Source organism: Streptomyces sp. NPDC048664 (genome assembly GCF_040650555.1).
Taxonomy (GTDB): Bacteria; Actinomycetota; Actinomycetes; order Streptomycetales; family Streptomycetaceae; genus Streptomyces.
The window spans coordinates 240653-257234 of sequence record NZ_JBEZHK010000009.1 but is presented as its reverse complement, the minus strand read 5'-3'; the positions used below and the strand labels follow the sequence as shown (position 1 = coordinate 257234).

Genomic DNA, 16582 nt, shown 5'->3' with positions numbered 1-16582 from the left:
TCATCGGCCAGGTCCGCTTCCCCCCCATCGGAGAACTCCCCTACCTCCTCACCCTCGCAGGCCACGGCTTCTACTGGTTCCGCCTACGCAAGGACCTCGCGTAGAAGCCGGGGCGGGGCGGTTTTCGCCGCCCCGCCCGGGGCACCCAACAGGAACCACCCCGACCATCCCCGGGGAAAGGACGCACGCGATGCCGGAAGCCGTCACCCGTCCCGCCGCGATCAGGTCCGCTCTTCTCGCCTCCCTCGACCCGCTGCTGCGGGAGTGGCTGCCCCGGCAGCGCTGGTTCGCGGGCAAGGGCCGCCCCGTCACGGGCTTCACTCTCGTCGCCGCCACCGAACTGCTGCCCCACGACGGCGCACCGGGCCTGCTGCACCTCCTCGTCCGCGCCCATCAACCGGACGTGCCCGCCCAGGGCGCCGAGACGCACCCCGGCGACTGCTACCAGTTGCTGCTCGGGGTGCGGGAGACCCTGCCGCCCTGGCTGGCGCCCGCGCTCATCGGACGTCCCGCGCAGGGACCGCTCGCGGGGCGCGCCGTGTACGAGGCGCTGCACGACCCCCGGGCGACCACCGTCCTCCTGGAGGCGATCCGCACCCGGGCCCGGGTCGGACGGCTGCGCTTCGAGGGACACGCCGACCACCCGATAGGAGCCGGGCTGGCTCCGCGTCTGGTCACCGCCGAACAGTCCAACTCGTCGGTTATCTATGGAGATACGTTCATCCTCAAACTCCTGCGCCGGACCCTCCCGGGCACCAACCCGGACCTCGAACTGCCCCTGGCGCTGGCGCGCGAGGACTGCCCCCGGGTGCCCGCACCGGCCGGCTGGCTGCTCGCGGACCTCGACGGGCCCGAGGAGCCGTTCGTCCTCGGTGTGCTGCAACCGTACGTGCGGGGCGCGACGGACGGCTGGGAACTCGCGCTGCGCATGCTCGCCAAGGGCGAGGACTTCACCCCCGAGGCACGGTCGCTCGGCCGGGCCACGGCCGAGGTGCACACGGCCCTGGGGCGCGCCCTGCCCACGGTCACCCTGGGGCACGTCCAGACGGGGCTGCTGGCCGAGGGCATGTCGGAGCGCCTGGACGCGGCGGCTCAGGCCGTGCCCGCGCTGCGGCCCTACGTCCCCGGGCTGCGCTCCTCGTTCCGGGCGCTGGCCGCACTCGCCACCGAAGGGGGCGTGTGGACCGCCCAGCGTGTCCACGGGGATCTCCACCTGGGGCAGTGCCTGCGCTCACCCGACGGCGGCTGGTCGCTGATCGACTTCGAGGGGGAGCCCTCGAAGCCGCTGGCCGAGCGCCGTATGCCGCAACCGGTGGAACGCGACATCGCGGGGATGCTCCGCTCCTTCGACTACGCCTCGCACTCCGTACTGCCCTCGGCCCCGCTGTGGGCCGCCGCGTGCCGTGCCGCGTACTGCGCGGGATACGCGGAGGTGGCGGGGCGCGACCCGCGGACCGAACCGGTTCTGCTGAGGGCGTACGAGACCGACAAGGCCGTGTACGAGGTCGTCTACGAGGCCCGGCACCGGCCCGAGTGGCTCGCGGTGCCGATGGCGGCGATACGTCGGCTCTCCGCCCCCGCCGACGCCACCCCCTGATCCGCCCGCCTGATCCACCACCTTGCCGAGGAGGCCCCGTCCGTGAGCCCGCGTCCCCCGTCCGAGGACAACACGCAGAAGAACAGCACCGGTGAGCAGGAGACCGGCGTGAGGAAGCCCGCCAGGAAGACGACGCCGGACGAGAAGAAGGCGGTGGAGAAGAAGACGGCGGCGAAGAGGGAGACGGCCGGGGCCAAGAAGACGGCGGCGAGGAAGGAGAAGGCCGGGGCCAAGAAGGCCGCCGTGAAGAAGGCCGCCGTGAAGAAGGCCCCGGTCAGGGCGACAGCCAAGGCGGCGAAGCGGACCGCGGCCGAGAAGGCCCCCGCGACCGCCGCCACGCCCGTCGCCGAGACCGTGGATCAGCGGGCCGGGGCCGGACCCGAGCCGCTGATCCCCGCCGCACGGGACGCCGCGGACACCGCCCGCGAGACCCTCGCCACCGACGCGGCCGCCGTGAGCCCCGAGGACAGGGACCGGCTGCTGTCGGGAACCCATCACGATCCGCACGCGGTGCTCGGCGCGCACCCGGTGCCCGACGGGATCGCGCTGCGCGCCTTCCGGCCCTACGCGCGTTCCGTCACCGCCCTCGCCGGCCCGCTGCGGGCCACGCTGCACGACGACGGAGACGGCTTCTTCTCGGCGCTGCTCCCGCTGCGGGACGTGCCCTCCTACCGGCTGCTCGTGGAGTACGAGGGGACGGTCCAGGACACCGAGGACGCCTACGGGTTCCTGCCGGCGCTCGGTGACCTCGATCTGCATCTGATCGGTGAGGGGCGTCACGAGGAGTTGTGGCGGGCGTTGGGGGCGCGGGTGATGACGCATGCCGGGGTGTCAGGGACCCGGTTCACGGTGTGGGCGCCGAACGCCCGCGGAGTACGGGTGTGCGGGAGTTTCAACTTCTGGAACGGGACCGGGCACCCGATGCGGTCGCTGGGATCCAGCGGGGTGTGGGAACTGTTCGTGCCCGGGATCGGTGCCGGTGAGCTGTACAAGTTCCAGATCACCCGCCCCGACGGCACCCTGACCCTGCGCGCCGACCCCATGGCCCGCCACGCCGAGGTCCCGCCCGCCACGTCCTCGATCGTCACCGAGTCCACCCACACCTGGGGCGATGAGGAGTGGATGGCCCACCGCGCCGACACCCCCGCCCACCAGGCACCCCTGTCGATCTACGAGGTCCATCTGCCCTCCTGGCGACCCGGCCTGACCTACCGCCAACTCGCCGAGCAACTCACCGCCTACGTCACCGACCTCGGCTTCACCCACGTGGAGTTCATGCCCCTGGCCGAACACCCCTTCGGCGGCTCCTGGGGCTACCAGGTCACCGGCTTCTACGCCCCCACCTCCCGCCTGGGCACCCCCGACGACCTCAAACACCTCATCGACACCCTCCACCAAGCAGGCATCGGCGTCCTCATCGACTGGGTCCCCGCCCACTTCCCCCGCGACGACTGGGCCCTGGCCGAGTTCGACGGACGCCCCCTGTACGAACACGCCGACCCTAAGCGCGCCCACCACCCCGACTGGGGCACTCTCGAGTTCGACCACGGCCGCCGCGAAGTCCGCAACTTCCTCGTCGCCAACGCCCTCTACTGGTGCCAGGAATTCCACATCGACGGACTGCGCGTCGACGCCGTCGCCTCCATGCTCTACCTCGACTACTCACGCCGACCCGGCCAATGGACCCCCAACCCCTACGGCGGCAACACCGACCTCGACGCCGTCGCCTTCCTCCAGGAGATGAACGCCACCGTCTACCGCACCTGCCCCGGCGTCATCACCATCGCCGAGGAATCCACCGCCTGGGACGGCGTCACCCGCCCCACCGACCAAGGCGGCCTCGGCTTCGGCTTCAAATGGAACATGGGCTGGATGCACGACACCCTCCGCTACATGAGCCACGACCCCGTCCACCGCCGCCACCACCACCACGACATGACCTTCTCCATGGTGTACGCCCACACCGAGAACTACGTCCTGCCCATCTCCCACGACGAGGTCGTCCACGGCAAACACTCCCTCGTCTCCAAAATGCCCGGCGACTGGTGGCAGCAACGCGCCAACCACCGCGCCTACCTCGCCCACATGTGGGCCCACCCCGGCAAACAACTCCTCTTCATGGGACAGGAATTCGCCCAGGGCGCCGAATGGTCACCCACCCACGGACCCGACTGGTGGCTCCTGGACCCCACCTACCCCGCAGCCCCCGACCACGCCGGCATCCGCCACCTCGTCCGCGACCTCAACACCCACTACCGCACCACCCCCGCCCTCCACCAACTCGACACCCACCCCACCGGCTTCCAATGGATCACCAGCGACGCCGCCGACGACAACGTCCTCGCCTTCCTCCGCCACGACACCACCGGCACCCCCCTCCTCGCCATCACCCACCTCTCCCCCGTCGTCCGCCACGACTACCCCATCGGCGTCCCCGACCACATCCCCGCCTGGCACGAAACCCTCAACACCGACCACGCCCACTACGGCGGCACCGGCACCCACCACCCCCACCCCCTCAAACCCGAACCCACCCCCCACCACAACCACCCCGCCACCCTCCACCTCACCCTCCCCCCACTCACCACCCTCTGGCTCACACCAGCATGACCGTCCGGCGCCTCCCCCGCCCGGCCCCGCGCCCGGGAACGGCCGTCCGCGGGGCGGCGGTTCCCGGGCGCGGCGGGCCGGCCGCTACACGGACCCGGCGAGCCCTCGCGGCAGCGGCTCGCTGTGCAGGATGCCCAGCCGCTGCGTGGCGCGGGTGAGGGCGACGTAGAGGTCGCTGGTGCCGTAGTGGGCGGGTTCCACGACCAGGACCGTGTCGAACTCCAGGCCCTTGGACTGGCGGGCGTCGAGCAGGACGACGGGGTGCGTCAGGTCCGGCTCGGCACCCGCCGTGACACCGTCCAGACGGGCGGCCAGCGAGCGGTGCAGGGCGCGCGGTGCGATCACGGCGAGACGGCCCGCGGCCGAGGAGAGCTCGCCGACCGCGTCCGCCACCGCGCCGGGCAGGTCGTCCGTGGCACGGGCCCATGGCCGTACGCCGGTGGACCGTACCGAACTCGGCGGCTGGAAGGCGGGGTTCGCGGACCGGACCACCGCGGCCGCCAGGTCCATGATCTCGGACGGGGTGCGGTAGTTGACGCCGAGGCGGGCGTGCTCCCAGCGCTTGGACACATAGGGTTCGAGGATCTCGGACCAGGAGCCGGCCGCGCTCGCCTCCGCCGTCTGCGCCGGGTCGCCGACCAGCGTCATCGAGCGGGTCGGGCTGCGCCGCATCAGCAGGCGCCACGCCATCGGCGACAGCTCCTGCGCCTCGTCCACGATGATGTGCCCGAACGCCCAGGTACGGTCGGCCGCCGCGCGCTCGGCGGCGCTGCGGTGGTCCGCCTCCTCGTGCCGCTCGGCGAACCGCTCCGCGTCGATGATGTCGTGCGCGGACAGCACCTCGGAGCCGTCGGGGTCGTCCTCCTCCTTGTCCTCGAACTCGTAGGTACGGGAGGCGTAGGACACGTCCAGCACGCCCTGCGCGAAGGCGACCTGCGTCTCCCGTTCGCGTTCGGCGTGGGCCCTGGCCACCCGGTCGTCCTCGCCGAGGAGTTCGGCCGCCTCGTCGAGCAGGGGCACGTCGGCCGTGGTCCAGGCGCGGGTGACCGGGCGGCGGACGGCCGCTGCGTCCTCGTCGCACAGGTGGCCCTCGGGCTCGGCGAGGAAGTCCGCGACCAGGCGTTGCGGGGTCAGCAGGGGCCACAGCCGGTCGATCGCGGACCAGACCTCGGGGTTGTCGGCCAGTTCGTCGCGGATCTGGGTGATGTCGCTCGCGTCGAGGAGGTTGGATCCGTCGTACGGGTCGGTGCCGACGCGTTCGGCGACCATGTCGGTGAGCGTGTTGAGGACGTGGCCCTCGAAGTGCTCGCGTGCCGCGTTGTGCGGCAGCCCGGTGGCGCGGGTGCGCTCGCGGGCGACCTTGACCAGGCCGTCGTCGAGCATCAGGACCTCGCGGTCGTGGGCGATGGCGATCACCGGGTCGGGCAGCGCCTGCCGGTCGCGTACGGCGGCGGCCAGAGCGTCGGCCATGGCCGCGCGGCCCTTGACCGCCGCCGCCTCGGCCGTGTCGGTGGCGGTCGCCCGCACGCCGGGGAACAGCTCGCCGACGGTGGCCAGCAGCACGCCGGTCTCGCCCAGCGCGGGCAGCACCTCGCCGATGTAGCCGAGGAACGCCGGGTTGGGGCCGACGATGAGGACGGCACGGCGGGCGAGCAGCTCCCGGTGCTCGTAGAGCAGATAGGCCGCCCGGTGCAGGGCGACCGCGGTCTTGCCGGTGCCGGGGCCGCCCTCCACCACCAGCACGCCGCGGTGCGGGGCGCGGATGATGCGGTCCTGGTCGGCCTGGATGGTCTGGACGATGTCGCCCATCCGGCCGGTGCGGGCCGAGTCGAGCGCGGCGAGCAGTACGGCGTCGCCGGCCGGGTCCTCGTGGCCGGTGCGTTCGCCGTCGCTCAGGTCCAGGAGCTCGTCGTGCAGGGAGGTGACCCGGCGCCCCTCGGTGGCGATGTGCCGGCGGCGGCGCAGGCCCATCGGGGTGTGGCCGGTGGCCAGGTAGAAGGGGCGGGCGACGTCCGCGCGCCAGTCGATGAGGACCGGTGTGCGCTCCGCGTCCTCCTCCCTGAGCCCGATGCGGCCGATGTGGTGGCTCTGCCCGGAGGCCAGGTCGACACGGCCGAAGCACAGCGAGCCGTCCACGGCGTCCAGCGCCGCGAGCAGCCCCGAGCGTTCGGCGACGAGGATGTCCCGCTCCAGTCGTGCCTGCATGGGCTTGTCGCCCTGCGCCAGCGCGTCGGTGACGGATGCCTCGGTCTCACCGCGCAGCGCGTCCACGCGCGCGTACAGCCCGTCGATGAATTCCTGCTCGCGCCGCAATTCATCGTCTGGAATTCCGGTGTTTGACAATTCGGCTCCCGCCCGCATATACTGTGGTCAGTGGACTTCACCGCGACCATTTCATTATGAAGTCGCGAACCATCAAATATACGCAGAGAAATCCCCCGAGGGCAATTCCCTCGGGGGATTTCTCTTTGGCGTGGCAAGGGCGCGGGCCGGTCGGCGCCCTACCCGTGGCTGATGATGCCCGCGGCCCTGGCCACGGCGGCCCGGTCGCGGTCGCGTTGGTGTTCGAGCTCGGCCCGGTGCCCGGCGACGAGCCGCTTCTCGAAGCGGACGTCCACCGCGTGCGCGGTGCGGACGTAGCCGGTCTCCCGCTTGCACCGGGCGTCCTCGGTGGCGGTCTTCTTCTCCCGCGGGGAGGGCCGATCCGTGCCCCAGTGCGGGTCCGAGGCGGCGTCGTAGGGCGAGGCGTAGCGCAGCCCGGCCTCCGCCATGCAGCGCGACCACGCGCGGTCGGCCTTCCTGCGGACGGGATCCTTCTGCGACGCGGAGAAGGCCTGGACCGTGAGGGTGGTCGTCAGCGCTTCGTAGTCGCTCATCTTCAGGCCGCCGAGCGCGTACTCCTTCGGGGGCGCGCCGTAGATCGTCCTCCTGGCCTGTCCCAGGCAGCCGCCTTCCGGGATCCGGTGGCCGTGCGCCGTGCGCGGGCGCCCCTCGCCCACGAGCCCGGTGAGGGCCTCGTACTGGTCCCGCACCCACCGCGGCCCGCGCGCGAGGGGCGGCTGGTGGTAGCCGCGCGTCGCCGCGGTGTCCGGGTCGTCGACACCGTAGAGCGTGTCCCCCGTGCCGACGTCCGGGGCGTCGACCGCGTCCGGGCCGCCCTGCGGCAGCGGGTCCCCGTCACCGAGGGAGGCCGGGTCCAGGGTGGTGAACCCGGAGAACCCCAGGCCGTCCATGCACGACCGGGCGAGGACCCAGCCGGCCGTGTGGATCTTCCGGGCGCCGGCCTCGTCGATGGTGTAGTCGGCGAACGGAAGGGAGGCGAACGCGTTCAGGCCGCGGTCGTCGCCGCCGCGGTCGTCGGCGGTGCCCGCGGCCTGACAGGCGGTCAAAGCCGCACAGGCCGCCAGGAGTAAGGCGGTGAGGGATCTACGGGACATCCGGACAGCCCATCAGGTGCGTGCGCCGGCTGGCTGTGGCGCACGCCACTTCGGGCCGTCACGGGATGATCACGGTCCGGTGGGCGTCACGCCCGGCTGTGTTCCAGGCCCGCCGACTCCTCGACCTCCAGCAGGGACGCGCTGTGCCGCTCCTCCTCGAACGCCTTTCGACCGCCCCGCACCCCGAACAGCCGCTTGGCCACCACGATGTAGACGACGGCGAGGACGTTGAGGACCAGGGTCGCGATCTTCAGGCCGCTGATGTGCTCGGTGAGTTCGTAGACCTCCAGCGGAAGGAAGGCCGCGGTGGCGACCACCGTCAGGTACTCCGCCCAGCGCTTGGCGTACCAGAGGCCGACCGCCTCGACGATCTCGATCAGCGCGTAGGCGAGCAGCAGCGTGGCGACGAGGAGGAGCGTAGAGTGCCTGTAGCCGAAGGTCTTCTGGATGGTGCCGACCACCGGGGAGTGGTCGAGGTCGTAGTGGAAGTGCCGGAAGACGGGACGGAGCACGTCGAGGTACTCGTTGAACAGCCGTCGTACCGCGTCCTGGCTGTTGCTGAACTTCCACACGGCCACCGCGACCAGCACGATGAACACCCCGCGCACGGCACGTTCCAGGGCCAAAAAGCGCAGGATGAACAGGTCGCGCAGCACCTTGCCGCGCGGCACGAGCGGCGCGTCGTCCGCCGGTCCCGAACTCTGCGGCTCGCCGAGGGCGAAGTCGCCGCAGCGCAGACAGCGCCACGCGTCGCCGAGCGCGGTCCGGGCGTGCAGGCGGGCCCTCAGTCGGGGGTCGTCCGGCGCGTACGTCGCATGCCCACGCCGTGCGCAGGTCCGCCGGTCCCAGTCGATCTTCATGCCCCCGTGCCTCCCAGGTGGATCTCCGAACGTGCCGTGCCCTGCCGCACCGGTCGAGACCGGCACGGCAGGGCACGTTAGTGCACGTAGGTCCAGACGCGGACACCCGGCGGGCGGTTGCGCCGGCGGGGCGGGCGTCCGGCGGTCAGCGGGACGCCGCGTCCGCGAGCGCGCGGTCCTCGCCCGGCTCCTCGACGTCGTCCGCCGGGCGCCCCCCGCGCGGCAGGAGGACACCCACCAGGACGGTGCCGATCCCGAGGATCACCGCGCCGACCAGGCTGGTGTGGGAGACCGCGTCCGCGAAGGACGCGCCGACCCCGTCGGCCATCTGCCGCGCGCCGTGGGCGAGCTGCCCGGCCTGCTCCTTCAGCTGGGCCGCCTGCCGGGCGTTCGCGGTGTGCGCGGCCTGCTCCGCGAGCTGCTGGGCCTTGGCGGCGACGGCCTGGGACACCCCGTACCCCGAGCCGACCGAGTCCCGCGCGGTGTCCAGGGCGCCGGCCGGGAGTCCGCTGCCCTTCGCCGCGTCCGTCAGATGCGAGGAGTAGGAGCTGGACAGCACCGAGCCGAGGAGGGCGATGCCGAGGGAGCCGCCGAGTTCCAGCGAGGTGTCGTTGACCGCGCCGCCGACGCCGAGCTCCGACTCCGGGAACGCGCCCATGATCGCGTCCGTGCAGGGCGAGAGCGCGAGGCCGATCGCCAGGCCCAGGATCACCAGGGGCAGGACGAAGTCGCCGTAGGTGGAGCCGGAGTCGACCCGGGTCAGCAGCGCGAGCGCCGTCGTGCCGCCGACCATGCCCGCGGTGACCGTGATCTTCATGCCCACCCGGGGGGTGAGGTACCCGGTCAGCGCCGAGCCCACGAAGACCGCTCCGGCCAGCGGCAGCATCCGCACGCCGGTGGCCAGGGCGTCGTATCCGAGGACGAACTGGAGGTGCTGGGTGAGGAAGTAGAAGGCGCCGAAGACGGCCAGGAAGAACAGGGCGACGGCGAGGTTGGACCCCGCGAAGCGGCGGTTGCCGAAGCGGCGGACGTCCAGCACCGGGCGGGGGTGGCGCAGCTCCCAGACGACGAACGCGGCGAGTGCGACCGCGGCGACCACGGCGGCGGTGACGGCCTTGGCGTGCCAGCCGAAGTGCGGGCCCTCGATGATCATGTAGACGAGGGAGCCGATCCAGACGACCGAGAGCAGCCCGCCCACGTAGTCGATCCGCTCATGGTGGGCGGCCCGGGAGGGGGGCACGAGGACGAAGGAGGCGATCAGCGCGAGGGCCGCGATCGGCACGTTGATCAGGAACGTGGAGGACCAGCCGTGGTTCTTCAGCAGCGCTCCGGCGACCAGCGGACCCGCGGCGATGGCGAGTCCGGCGGTGGCGGTCCACAGGGTGATCGCCTTGGCGCGCTCGGCGCGCGGGAAGGTGGCGGCCAGGAGCGAGAGCGTGGCCGGCATGATCAGCGCGGCGCCGGTGCCCATGACCGCGCGGGCGGCGATGACGGTGGCCGCGCTGTCGGCGAGGTAGCCGAAGACGGCGCCGCCGCCGAAGACCAGCAGTCCGAGGGCGAGCGCGCCGCGCCGGCTGTACTTGTCACCGATCGCGCCGAGCAGCAGCATCAGCGCGGCGTACGGGACCGTGTAGCCGTCGATGACCCACTGCAGGTCGGCGCTGGACAGTTTGAGGTCCCGGGTCATGTCGGGCGCGGCGACGGTGAGGGCCGTGTTCGCCATCACGATGATCAGCAGGCTCAGGCAGAGGACGAGCAGCGCCCACCAGCGGCGTGCGTAGGGGCGGTCCATCCTCTCGACCGGTTCGTTGATGACGAGACGCATGGGGTCGCGGCCTTCTTCCTCTTCTTCGATGCCCTCTACTTGCACAGCATCGTGCAATTGCTCAGTGATGTGCAATCTACGTGACTGCACAGCACTGTGCAAATCAGGAAGGTGGAGGCTCTATGGAGACGCACGGGGTCAGCGCCGCGGGCCGTGCACAATGGCAGCCATGACCACGGGGAGCGCCAGCCGCGCCGACACCAACAGACGCCGCATTCTGGAGGTCGCGCTCGGCGAGCTGCTGCGCGACCCCGATGCGTCCATGGACCAGATCGCCCGGGCCGCGGGCGTGGTCCGGCGCACGGTGTACGGGCACTTCCCGAGCCGCGAGGCGCTGATCAGCACCCTGGTCGACGGCGCGGTGGAGGCGGTCGCCGCGGCGCAGGCCACGGGCCTGGACCTCGCGGACCCGGCCCGGTCCGTCGCTCGCTCGGCGCTCGCGGTGTGGGAGATCGCCGACCGCTACCGGATACTCGTCGCGCTCGCCCAGCGCAGCGTCACCGTGCAGGGCATCCGCGAGCGGCTCACCCCGGTCCGTGAGGCGTGCGCGGCGACGCTGGCCCGGGGGCTCGACGAGGGAGTGTTCGTCTCGCCGCTGCCGCCGCAGGCGTTGGCGTACGTGCATGAGCAGATGCTGTTCGCGCTGATGGAGGCCGTGAACGACGGCCTGCTGGACGCGCGGGAGGCGGGCCCCTCCGCCGCGGTCGCCCTGCTGTCCACGGCGGGCGTGCCCGCCTCCCACGCCGCCGAACTGGTCTCGGCACTGAAGCAGTGAACGACTGAGCGCCACGCCGCCCCTGGAGGCAGCCCGGGGCGCCCGCCACGCGCGCACGCGCGCCGCCACCGCTGACGCCCGACGGCTTGCGCTCGATCATGCGCCGCCGTGCGCACGCGGGCTCCCGGCGAGACCACCAGGGGTGCGCCCTCCCCGGTGCCGCAGCGGCACCGGGGAACAGCGGCTTCGGCGGCCGAGACGGCGCCCGGTGGCGGTTTTCAGGCGTCGGCCGGTTGCTTCTCGGTGCCCTGCTCCGGGACGTCGACCGCGGTGCCGGGGCCGTGCTCGTCCGAGGTCGCCGTCTCGTCGTAGGGCAGGCGGCCGGAGAGGACCTCCCGGACGCGGTCCTTGTCGATCTCCTTCGTCCAGGTGCCGATCAGCACGGTGGCCACGGCGTTGCCCGCGAAGTTCGTCAGGGCGCGGGCCTCGCTCATGAAGCGGTCGATGCCGACGATCAGACCGACGCCGTCCACCAGGGCGGGCTTGTGCGACTGGAGGCCGCCGGCGAGCGTGGCGAGACCGGCGCCGCTGACGCCCGCCGCGCCCTTGGAGGCGACGAGCAGGAAGAGCAGCAGCGGGATCTGCTCGCCCAGCGACATGGGCGTGCCCAGCGCGTCGGCGATGTAGAGCGACGCCATGGTCATGTAGATCATGGTGCCGTCGAGGTTGAACGAGTACCCGGTCGGCACCGTGATGCCCACCACCGGCTTGCTCACGCCGAGGTGCTCCAGCTTCGCGATCAGCCGGGGCAGCGCGGACTCGGACGACGAGGTCGACAGGATCAGCAGGAGCTCCCGGCTCAGGTACCTCATCAGCGCCAGCACGTTGACCCCGGCGACGACGCGCAGCACCGCACCGAGGACGACGAAGACGAACAGGAAGCAGGTCACGTAGAAGCCGAGCATCAGCACGGCCAGGCTCTTGAGCGCGTCCACGCCCGCCGACCCGACCACCGCGGCGATGGCACCGAACGCGCCGACGGGAGCCGCCCACATCACCATGGACAGGATCCGGAAGACCAGCCGCTGGACGTGTCCGACACCGCGCAGCACCGGTTCCCCGGCCGAGCCCATCGCCTGGAGCGCGAACCCCGCCAGCAGCGCCACCAGGAGCGTCTGGAGGACCTGGTCCGTGGTGAAGGCGGAGACGAAGGTCGTCGGGATGATGGAGAGCACGAAGTCGACCGGCGGGAGCGCGTCGGCGGACACCTGGGCGTGGCCCGCGTGCTTGATCGCGTCCGTCAGGTGCAGCCCCGCACCGGGGTGCAGGACGTTGCCCACGACCAGGCCGATGGCGAGCGCGACCAGGGACATCACCAGGAAGTAGCCCAGCGCGATCCCTCCGACCACGCCGACCTTCGCGGCCTTGCGCACCGAACCGATGCCCAGCACGATCGTGCAGAAGATGATCGGAGAGATCATCATCTTGATCAGGTTCACGAAGCCCGTGCCCAGGGGCTTCAGCGCCACCCCGGCATCGGGCCGGATCAGGCCCACGGCGATACCGAGGGCCACCGCGACCAGCACCGCGATGTACAGGTAGTGGGTGCGGTCCCGTCGTCCGGCGGGTGCGGGTGCGGGTGGGGGTACGGCGGATGCCGTCGTCGTCACGGCTGCCTCCTCGACGTCTTCGTCGGCGTCACCGGCGTGCGGCTCACGTCCGGGGGTCGGCCCGACTATGGCCCGGCCTGTGACCGCGGTCACCCTTGCGTTCATTGAGTTCACGCCGGCGCGCCGGGGGACACTGGCCGCATGTTCACGCCCCGCCTCCCGCGACCCCGCAGCCTCGCGGGACAGCTCTTCGCGATGCAGGCCGTCCTGATCGCGGTGCTCGTGGCCGGGTACGCCCTGTTCACCTACGTCGGCGACCGGGGGCAGGCGCGGGAGGCGGCCGGGCGGCAGGCCATGGCCGTGGCGCGTTCGGTCGCCGACGCGCCCTCGGTGCGGCAGGCCGTCGCCGGCGGCGATCCGGCGGCGCGGCTGGAGCCGTACGCGCTGCGCGTCCAGGACGACACCGGGGTCGACTTCGTCACGATCATGGACCCGGACGGCATCCGCTGGACCCACCCCGACCGCGACCAGATCGGCAGACGCTTCCTCGGCCACATCCGGCCCGCCCAGCACGGCGGCTCCTTCACCGAGACCTACACCGGCACCCTCGGCCCGTCCGTCCGCGCGGTGACACCCATCGAGGACGGCGGCCGGATCATCGGCCTGGTGAGCGCGGGCATCAAGGTCGAGTCGATCAGCGCGCGGCTCCAGGACCAGGTGAGCGCGCTGATCGGCGTCGCCGCGGGCGCCCTCGCGCTGGGCGCGATCGGCACCTATGTGGTCAACGCCCGGCTGCGCCGCTCCACGCACGGCATGAACGCGGCCGAACTGAGCCGGATGCACGACTACCACCAGGCCGCGCTGCACGCCGTGCGCGAGGGCCTGCTGATGCTCGACGGGCAGTTCCGGGTCGCCCTGATCAACGACGGCGGACGGGAGCTGCTCGGCGCGCGCGGGGACGTGGTGGGCCGCTCGGTGGCCGAACTCGGCCTGCCGGCGCCCCTGACCGGGGCCCTGCTGTCCCGCGAGCCCCGGGTGGACGAGGTCCACCTGACCGCGACAGGCGTCCTGGTCGTCAACACCTCACCCGTCCGGGGCGGCGAGCGCCGGGGCACCGTCGTCACGCTCCGCGACGTCACCGAACTCCAGGCCCTGACCGGCGAGCTGGACTCCGAGCGCGGCTTCACCCAGGCGCTGCGCTCCCAGGCGCACGAGGCCGCGAACCGGCTGCACACGGTCGTCTCACTGATCGAACTGGGCCGCGCCGAGGAGGCCGCCGACTTCGCCACGGCCGAACTGGAACTGGCGCAGGCCCTGACGGACCAGGTGGTCGCGGCCGTCGACGAGCCGGTGCTCGCGGCCCTGCTCCTGGGCAAGGCGGCCCAGGCGAACGAGCGGGGTGTGGAACTGGTGGTGGCCACCGACACCCGTGTCGACGACGGGCTGCTGCCGCCGTCGCTGCCCGCGCGGGACCTGGTGACGATCCTGGGCAACCTCATCGACAACGCGATGGACGCGGCGCAGGGTTCGACGGGCGCGCGGGTGACGGTGACGGCCCGCACGGACGGTGCGGGGCTTCGTCTGCTCGTCGCGGACACGGGCGCGGGCGTGGACCCGGCACACCGGGAGGCGGTGTTCGAACGCGGCTGGTCGACCAAGCGGACGGACGGTTCGTCGGGCCGCGGACTGGGCCTGGCCCTGGTGCGCCAGACGGTACGGCGGAACGAGGGGGAGCTGAGGGTCGCCCGGGGGGACGGCGGGGGCGCCGAGTTCGAGGTGCGGCTTCCGCTGCCGGGCGCCGGTGGCACCGAGCCGGGAGGCGCCCTGTGACGACCGAGCCGATCCGTGTCCTGGTCGTGGAGGACGACCCGGTGGCGGCCGACGCGCACCTCCTGTACGTGGGACGGGTCCCCGGCTTCACCGCCGTGGGCGCGGCACGCACGGGAGCCGAGGCCCGGCGGATGCTGGAGCGGACACGGGTGGACCTGCTGCTCCTGGACCTGCATCTGCCGGACACGCACGGTCTCCAGCTGGCCCGCTCGCTGCGGGCGGCCGGGTACCGGGCGGACGTGATCGCGGTGACGTCCGCGCGCGACCTCGCGGTGGTGCGGGAGGGAGTCTCCCTCGGGGTGGTGCAGTACGTGCTGAAGCCCTTCACCTTCGCGACCCTGCGGGACCGCCTGGTGCGCTACGCCGAGTTCCGGGAGGCGGAAGGCGAGGCGAGCGGCCAGGACGAGGTGGACCGGGCGCTGGCGGCGCTGCGCGCGCCCGGCCCGGCGGCCCTGCCGAAGGGGCTGAGCGCGCCGACCCTGGAACGGGTGACGGAGGTGCTCCGGCAGCGGGAGCAGGGGCTCACGGCGGCGGGCGTCGCCGAGGCGGCGGGGATCTCCCGGATCACGGCCCGGCGGTATCTGGAGCATCTGGTCCAGGCGGGGCGGGCGGCGCGCAACCCGCAGTACGGGCAGGTGGGACGGCCCGAGCTGATCTACCGGTGGGTGCCGGTCGCGGCGCCCGGCGATCCGGGCGCCGGCCCCGGTGCGCCGGGGACGGGCGGCGGGATCAGAAGACCGACTCCGCCTCGTCCATACGGTCCTTCGGCACCGTCTTGAGCTCGGTGACCGCCTCCGCCAGCGGGACCATCGCCACGTCCGTGCCGCGCAGCGCGGTCATCATGCCGAACTCCCCGCGGTGCGCGGCCTCGACCGCGTGCCAGCCGAACCGGGTCGCCAGCACCCTGTCGTACGCGGTCGGCGTACCGCCGCGCTGGACATGGCCGAGGATGACCGGCTTGGCCTCCTTGCCCAGGCGCCGCTCCAGCTCGAAGGCGAGCGCGGTGCCGATGCCCTGGAAGCGCTCGTGCCCGTACTGGTCGATCGCGCCCTTGCCGTAGTCCATGGTGCCCTCGGCGGGGTGCGCGCCCTCGGCGACGCAGATCACCGCGAACTTCTTGCCGCGCGAGAAGCGCTCCTCGACCATCTCGACCAGGTCGGCGGGGTCGAAGGGGCGCTCGGGCAGGCAGATGCCGTGGGCGCCGGCGGCCATCCCGGACTCCAGGGCGATCCAGCCGGCGTGGCGGCCCATGACCTCCACGACCATCACCCGCTGGTGGGACTCGGCCGTCGTCTTCAGGCGGTCCATCGCCTCGGTGGCCACGGTCACGGCGGTGTCGAAACCGAAGGTGCGGTCCGTGGACGAGATGTCGTTGTCGATCGTCTTGGGGACGCCGACGACGGGCAGGCCCGCGTCCGAGAGCATGCGGGCCGCGGTGAGCGTGCCCTCGCCGCCGATCGGGATCAGGGCGTCGATCCCGAAGTCGCGGATCATGTCCGAGGCGTTCTCGCACGCCTCACGCAGGCGGTCGCGCTCCAGGCGGGAGGAGCCGAGGAGGGTGCCGCCCAGGGCGAGGATGCCGCCGACCGCGTCCAGGTCGAGGGTGCGGTAGTGGCCTTCGAGCAGGCCTCGGTAGCCGTCCTCGAAGCCGATGACCTCGTCGTCGTACTGGGCCACGGCCCGGTGCACGACCGAACGGATCACTGCGTTCAGGCCCGGGCAGTCGCCGCCTGCGGTGAGTACTCCGATGCGCATCGTGCTGTGTCTCCTGCTTGCTGTTCGGTAGCTGTGAGCCAGTTCGATTGTTTCACGGCGCGGGTCCCTGCGGCGGTGCCGGCGGCGGCGGTGCGGCTTTCGCGCGGTTCCCGGCGCCCCTTCGGTGGGCTTCCGCGCGATGTCGGGTGCGGGTCCGATGGGGGATTCGCGCAGTTCCCCGCGCCCCTTCCGGTGGGGCTTCCGCGCGATGTCGGGTGCGGGTACGTCGTGGCGATCGCGCAGTTTCCCGCGCCCCTGAGGGAGTGGGTCGCGGCACGGTGTCAGGTGCGGGTCCGATGTGGATTCGCGCAGTTCCCCGCGCCCCTTCCGGTGGGGCTTCCGT

General features: G+C 72.5%; 11 protein-coding genes. 5 read left to right on the top strand and 6 right to left on the bottom strand.

Translation table 11 applies throughout. The annotated features are described in order from the left end of the window. Window positions 1-190 precede the first annotated feature (190 nt). Together AB0C59_RS13255 and glgB are read left to right on the top strand one after the other, a co-directional pair. Complete coding sequence (locus AB0C59_RS13255) at window positions 191-1597, top strand: maltokinase (protein WP_363003743.1); 1407 nt, start codon at window positions 191-193, stop codon at window positions 1595-1597. A 42-nt stretch (window positions 1598-1639) separates the two neighbouring features. Further along, on the top strand, window positions 1640-4207 hold the full coding sequence (gene glgB, locus AB0C59_RS13250) for a 1,4-alpha-glucan branching enzyme (RefSeq protein ID WP_363003741.1): 2568 nt from the start codon (window positions 1640-1642) through the stop codon (window positions 4205-4207). Between the two features lie 84 nt (window positions 4208-4291). On the opposite strand, the gene AB0C59_RS13245 is transcribed toward glgB, so the two are convergent. The 4 genes from AB0C59_RS13245 to AB0C59_RS13230 form a co-directional block, all read right to left on the bottom strand. Beyond that, window positions 4292-6568, bottom strand: coding sequence for an ATP-dependent DNA helicase (locus tag AB0C59_RS13245; RefSeq protein WP_363003740.1), 2277 nt, complete (start codon window positions 6566-6568; stop codon window positions 4292-4294). 140 nt (window positions 6569-6708) lie between these two features. Further along, window positions 6709-7644: a hypothetical protein gene (locus AB0C59_RS13240; RefSeq protein WP_363003738.1), complete on the bottom strand. Its 936-nt coding sequence runs from the start codon at window positions 7642-7644 to the stop codon at window positions 6709-6711. 86 nt (window positions 7645-7730) lie between these two features. Continuing rightward, complete coding sequence (locus AB0C59_RS13235; RefSeq protein WP_363003736.1) at window positions 7731-8504, bottom strand: DUF2127 domain-containing protein; 774 nt, start codon at window positions 8502-8504, stop codon at window positions 7731-7733. Window positions 8505-8649: 145 nt separating this feature from the next. Further along, window positions 8650-10329, bottom strand: coding sequence for an MFS transporter (locus tag AB0C59_RS13230; RefSeq protein ID WP_363003734.1), 1680 nt, complete (start codon window positions 10327-10329; stop codon window positions 8650-8652). 160 nt (window positions 10330-10489) lie between these two features. On the opposite strand from AB0C59_RS13230, the gene AB0C59_RS13225 reads away from it, so the two are divergent. Continuing rightward, window positions 10490-11104 carry a TetR/AcrR family transcriptional regulator gene (locus AB0C59_RS13225; protein WP_363003732.1) on the top strand — a complete coding sequence of 205 codons (615 nt, stop codon included), beginning with the start codon at window positions 10490-10492 and terminating at the stop codon, window positions 11102-11104. Window positions 11105-11322: 218 nt separating this feature from the next. Here the strand turns inward: AB0C59_RS13225 and AB0C59_RS13220 are convergent, their stop codons facing one another. Next, window positions 11323-12714 carry a cation:dicarboxylase symporter family transporter gene (locus tag AB0C59_RS13220; protein ID WP_363003730.1) on the bottom strand — a complete coding sequence of 464 codons (1392 nt, stop codon included), beginning with the start codon at window positions 12712-12714 and terminating at the stop codon, window positions 11323-11325. A gap of 141 nt (window positions 12715-12855) precedes the next feature. Between AB0C59_RS13220 and AB0C59_RS13215 the strand changes: the two genes are divergently transcribed. After that, window positions 12856-14484 (top strand): sensor histidine kinase, encoded by a 1629-nt coding sequence (locus AB0C59_RS13215; protein WP_363003728.1) that lies wholly within the window; start codon window positions 12856-12858, stop codon window positions 14482-14484. Beyond that, the gene (locus AB0C59_RS13210; protein ID WP_363003726.1) at window positions 14481-15263 is read left to right on the top strand and encodes a response regulator; all 783 of its coding nucleotides are present in this window, start codon (window positions 14481-14483) and stop codon (window positions 15261-15263) included. The genes AB0C59_RS13215 and AB0C59_RS13210 overlap by 4 nt, the downstream gene beginning before the upstream one ends. On the opposite strand, the gene AB0C59_RS13205 is transcribed toward AB0C59_RS13210, so the two are convergent. Then, the gene (locus tag AB0C59_RS13205) at window positions 15214-16239 is read right to left on the bottom strand and encodes an ATP-dependent 6-phosphofructokinase (protein WP_363003724.1); all 1026 of its coding nucleotides are present in this window, start codon (window positions 16237-16239) and stop codon (window positions 15214-15216) included. The genes AB0C59_RS13210 and AB0C59_RS13205 overlap by 50 nt on opposite strands. Between the last annotated feature and the right edge of the window lie 343 nt (window positions 16240-16582).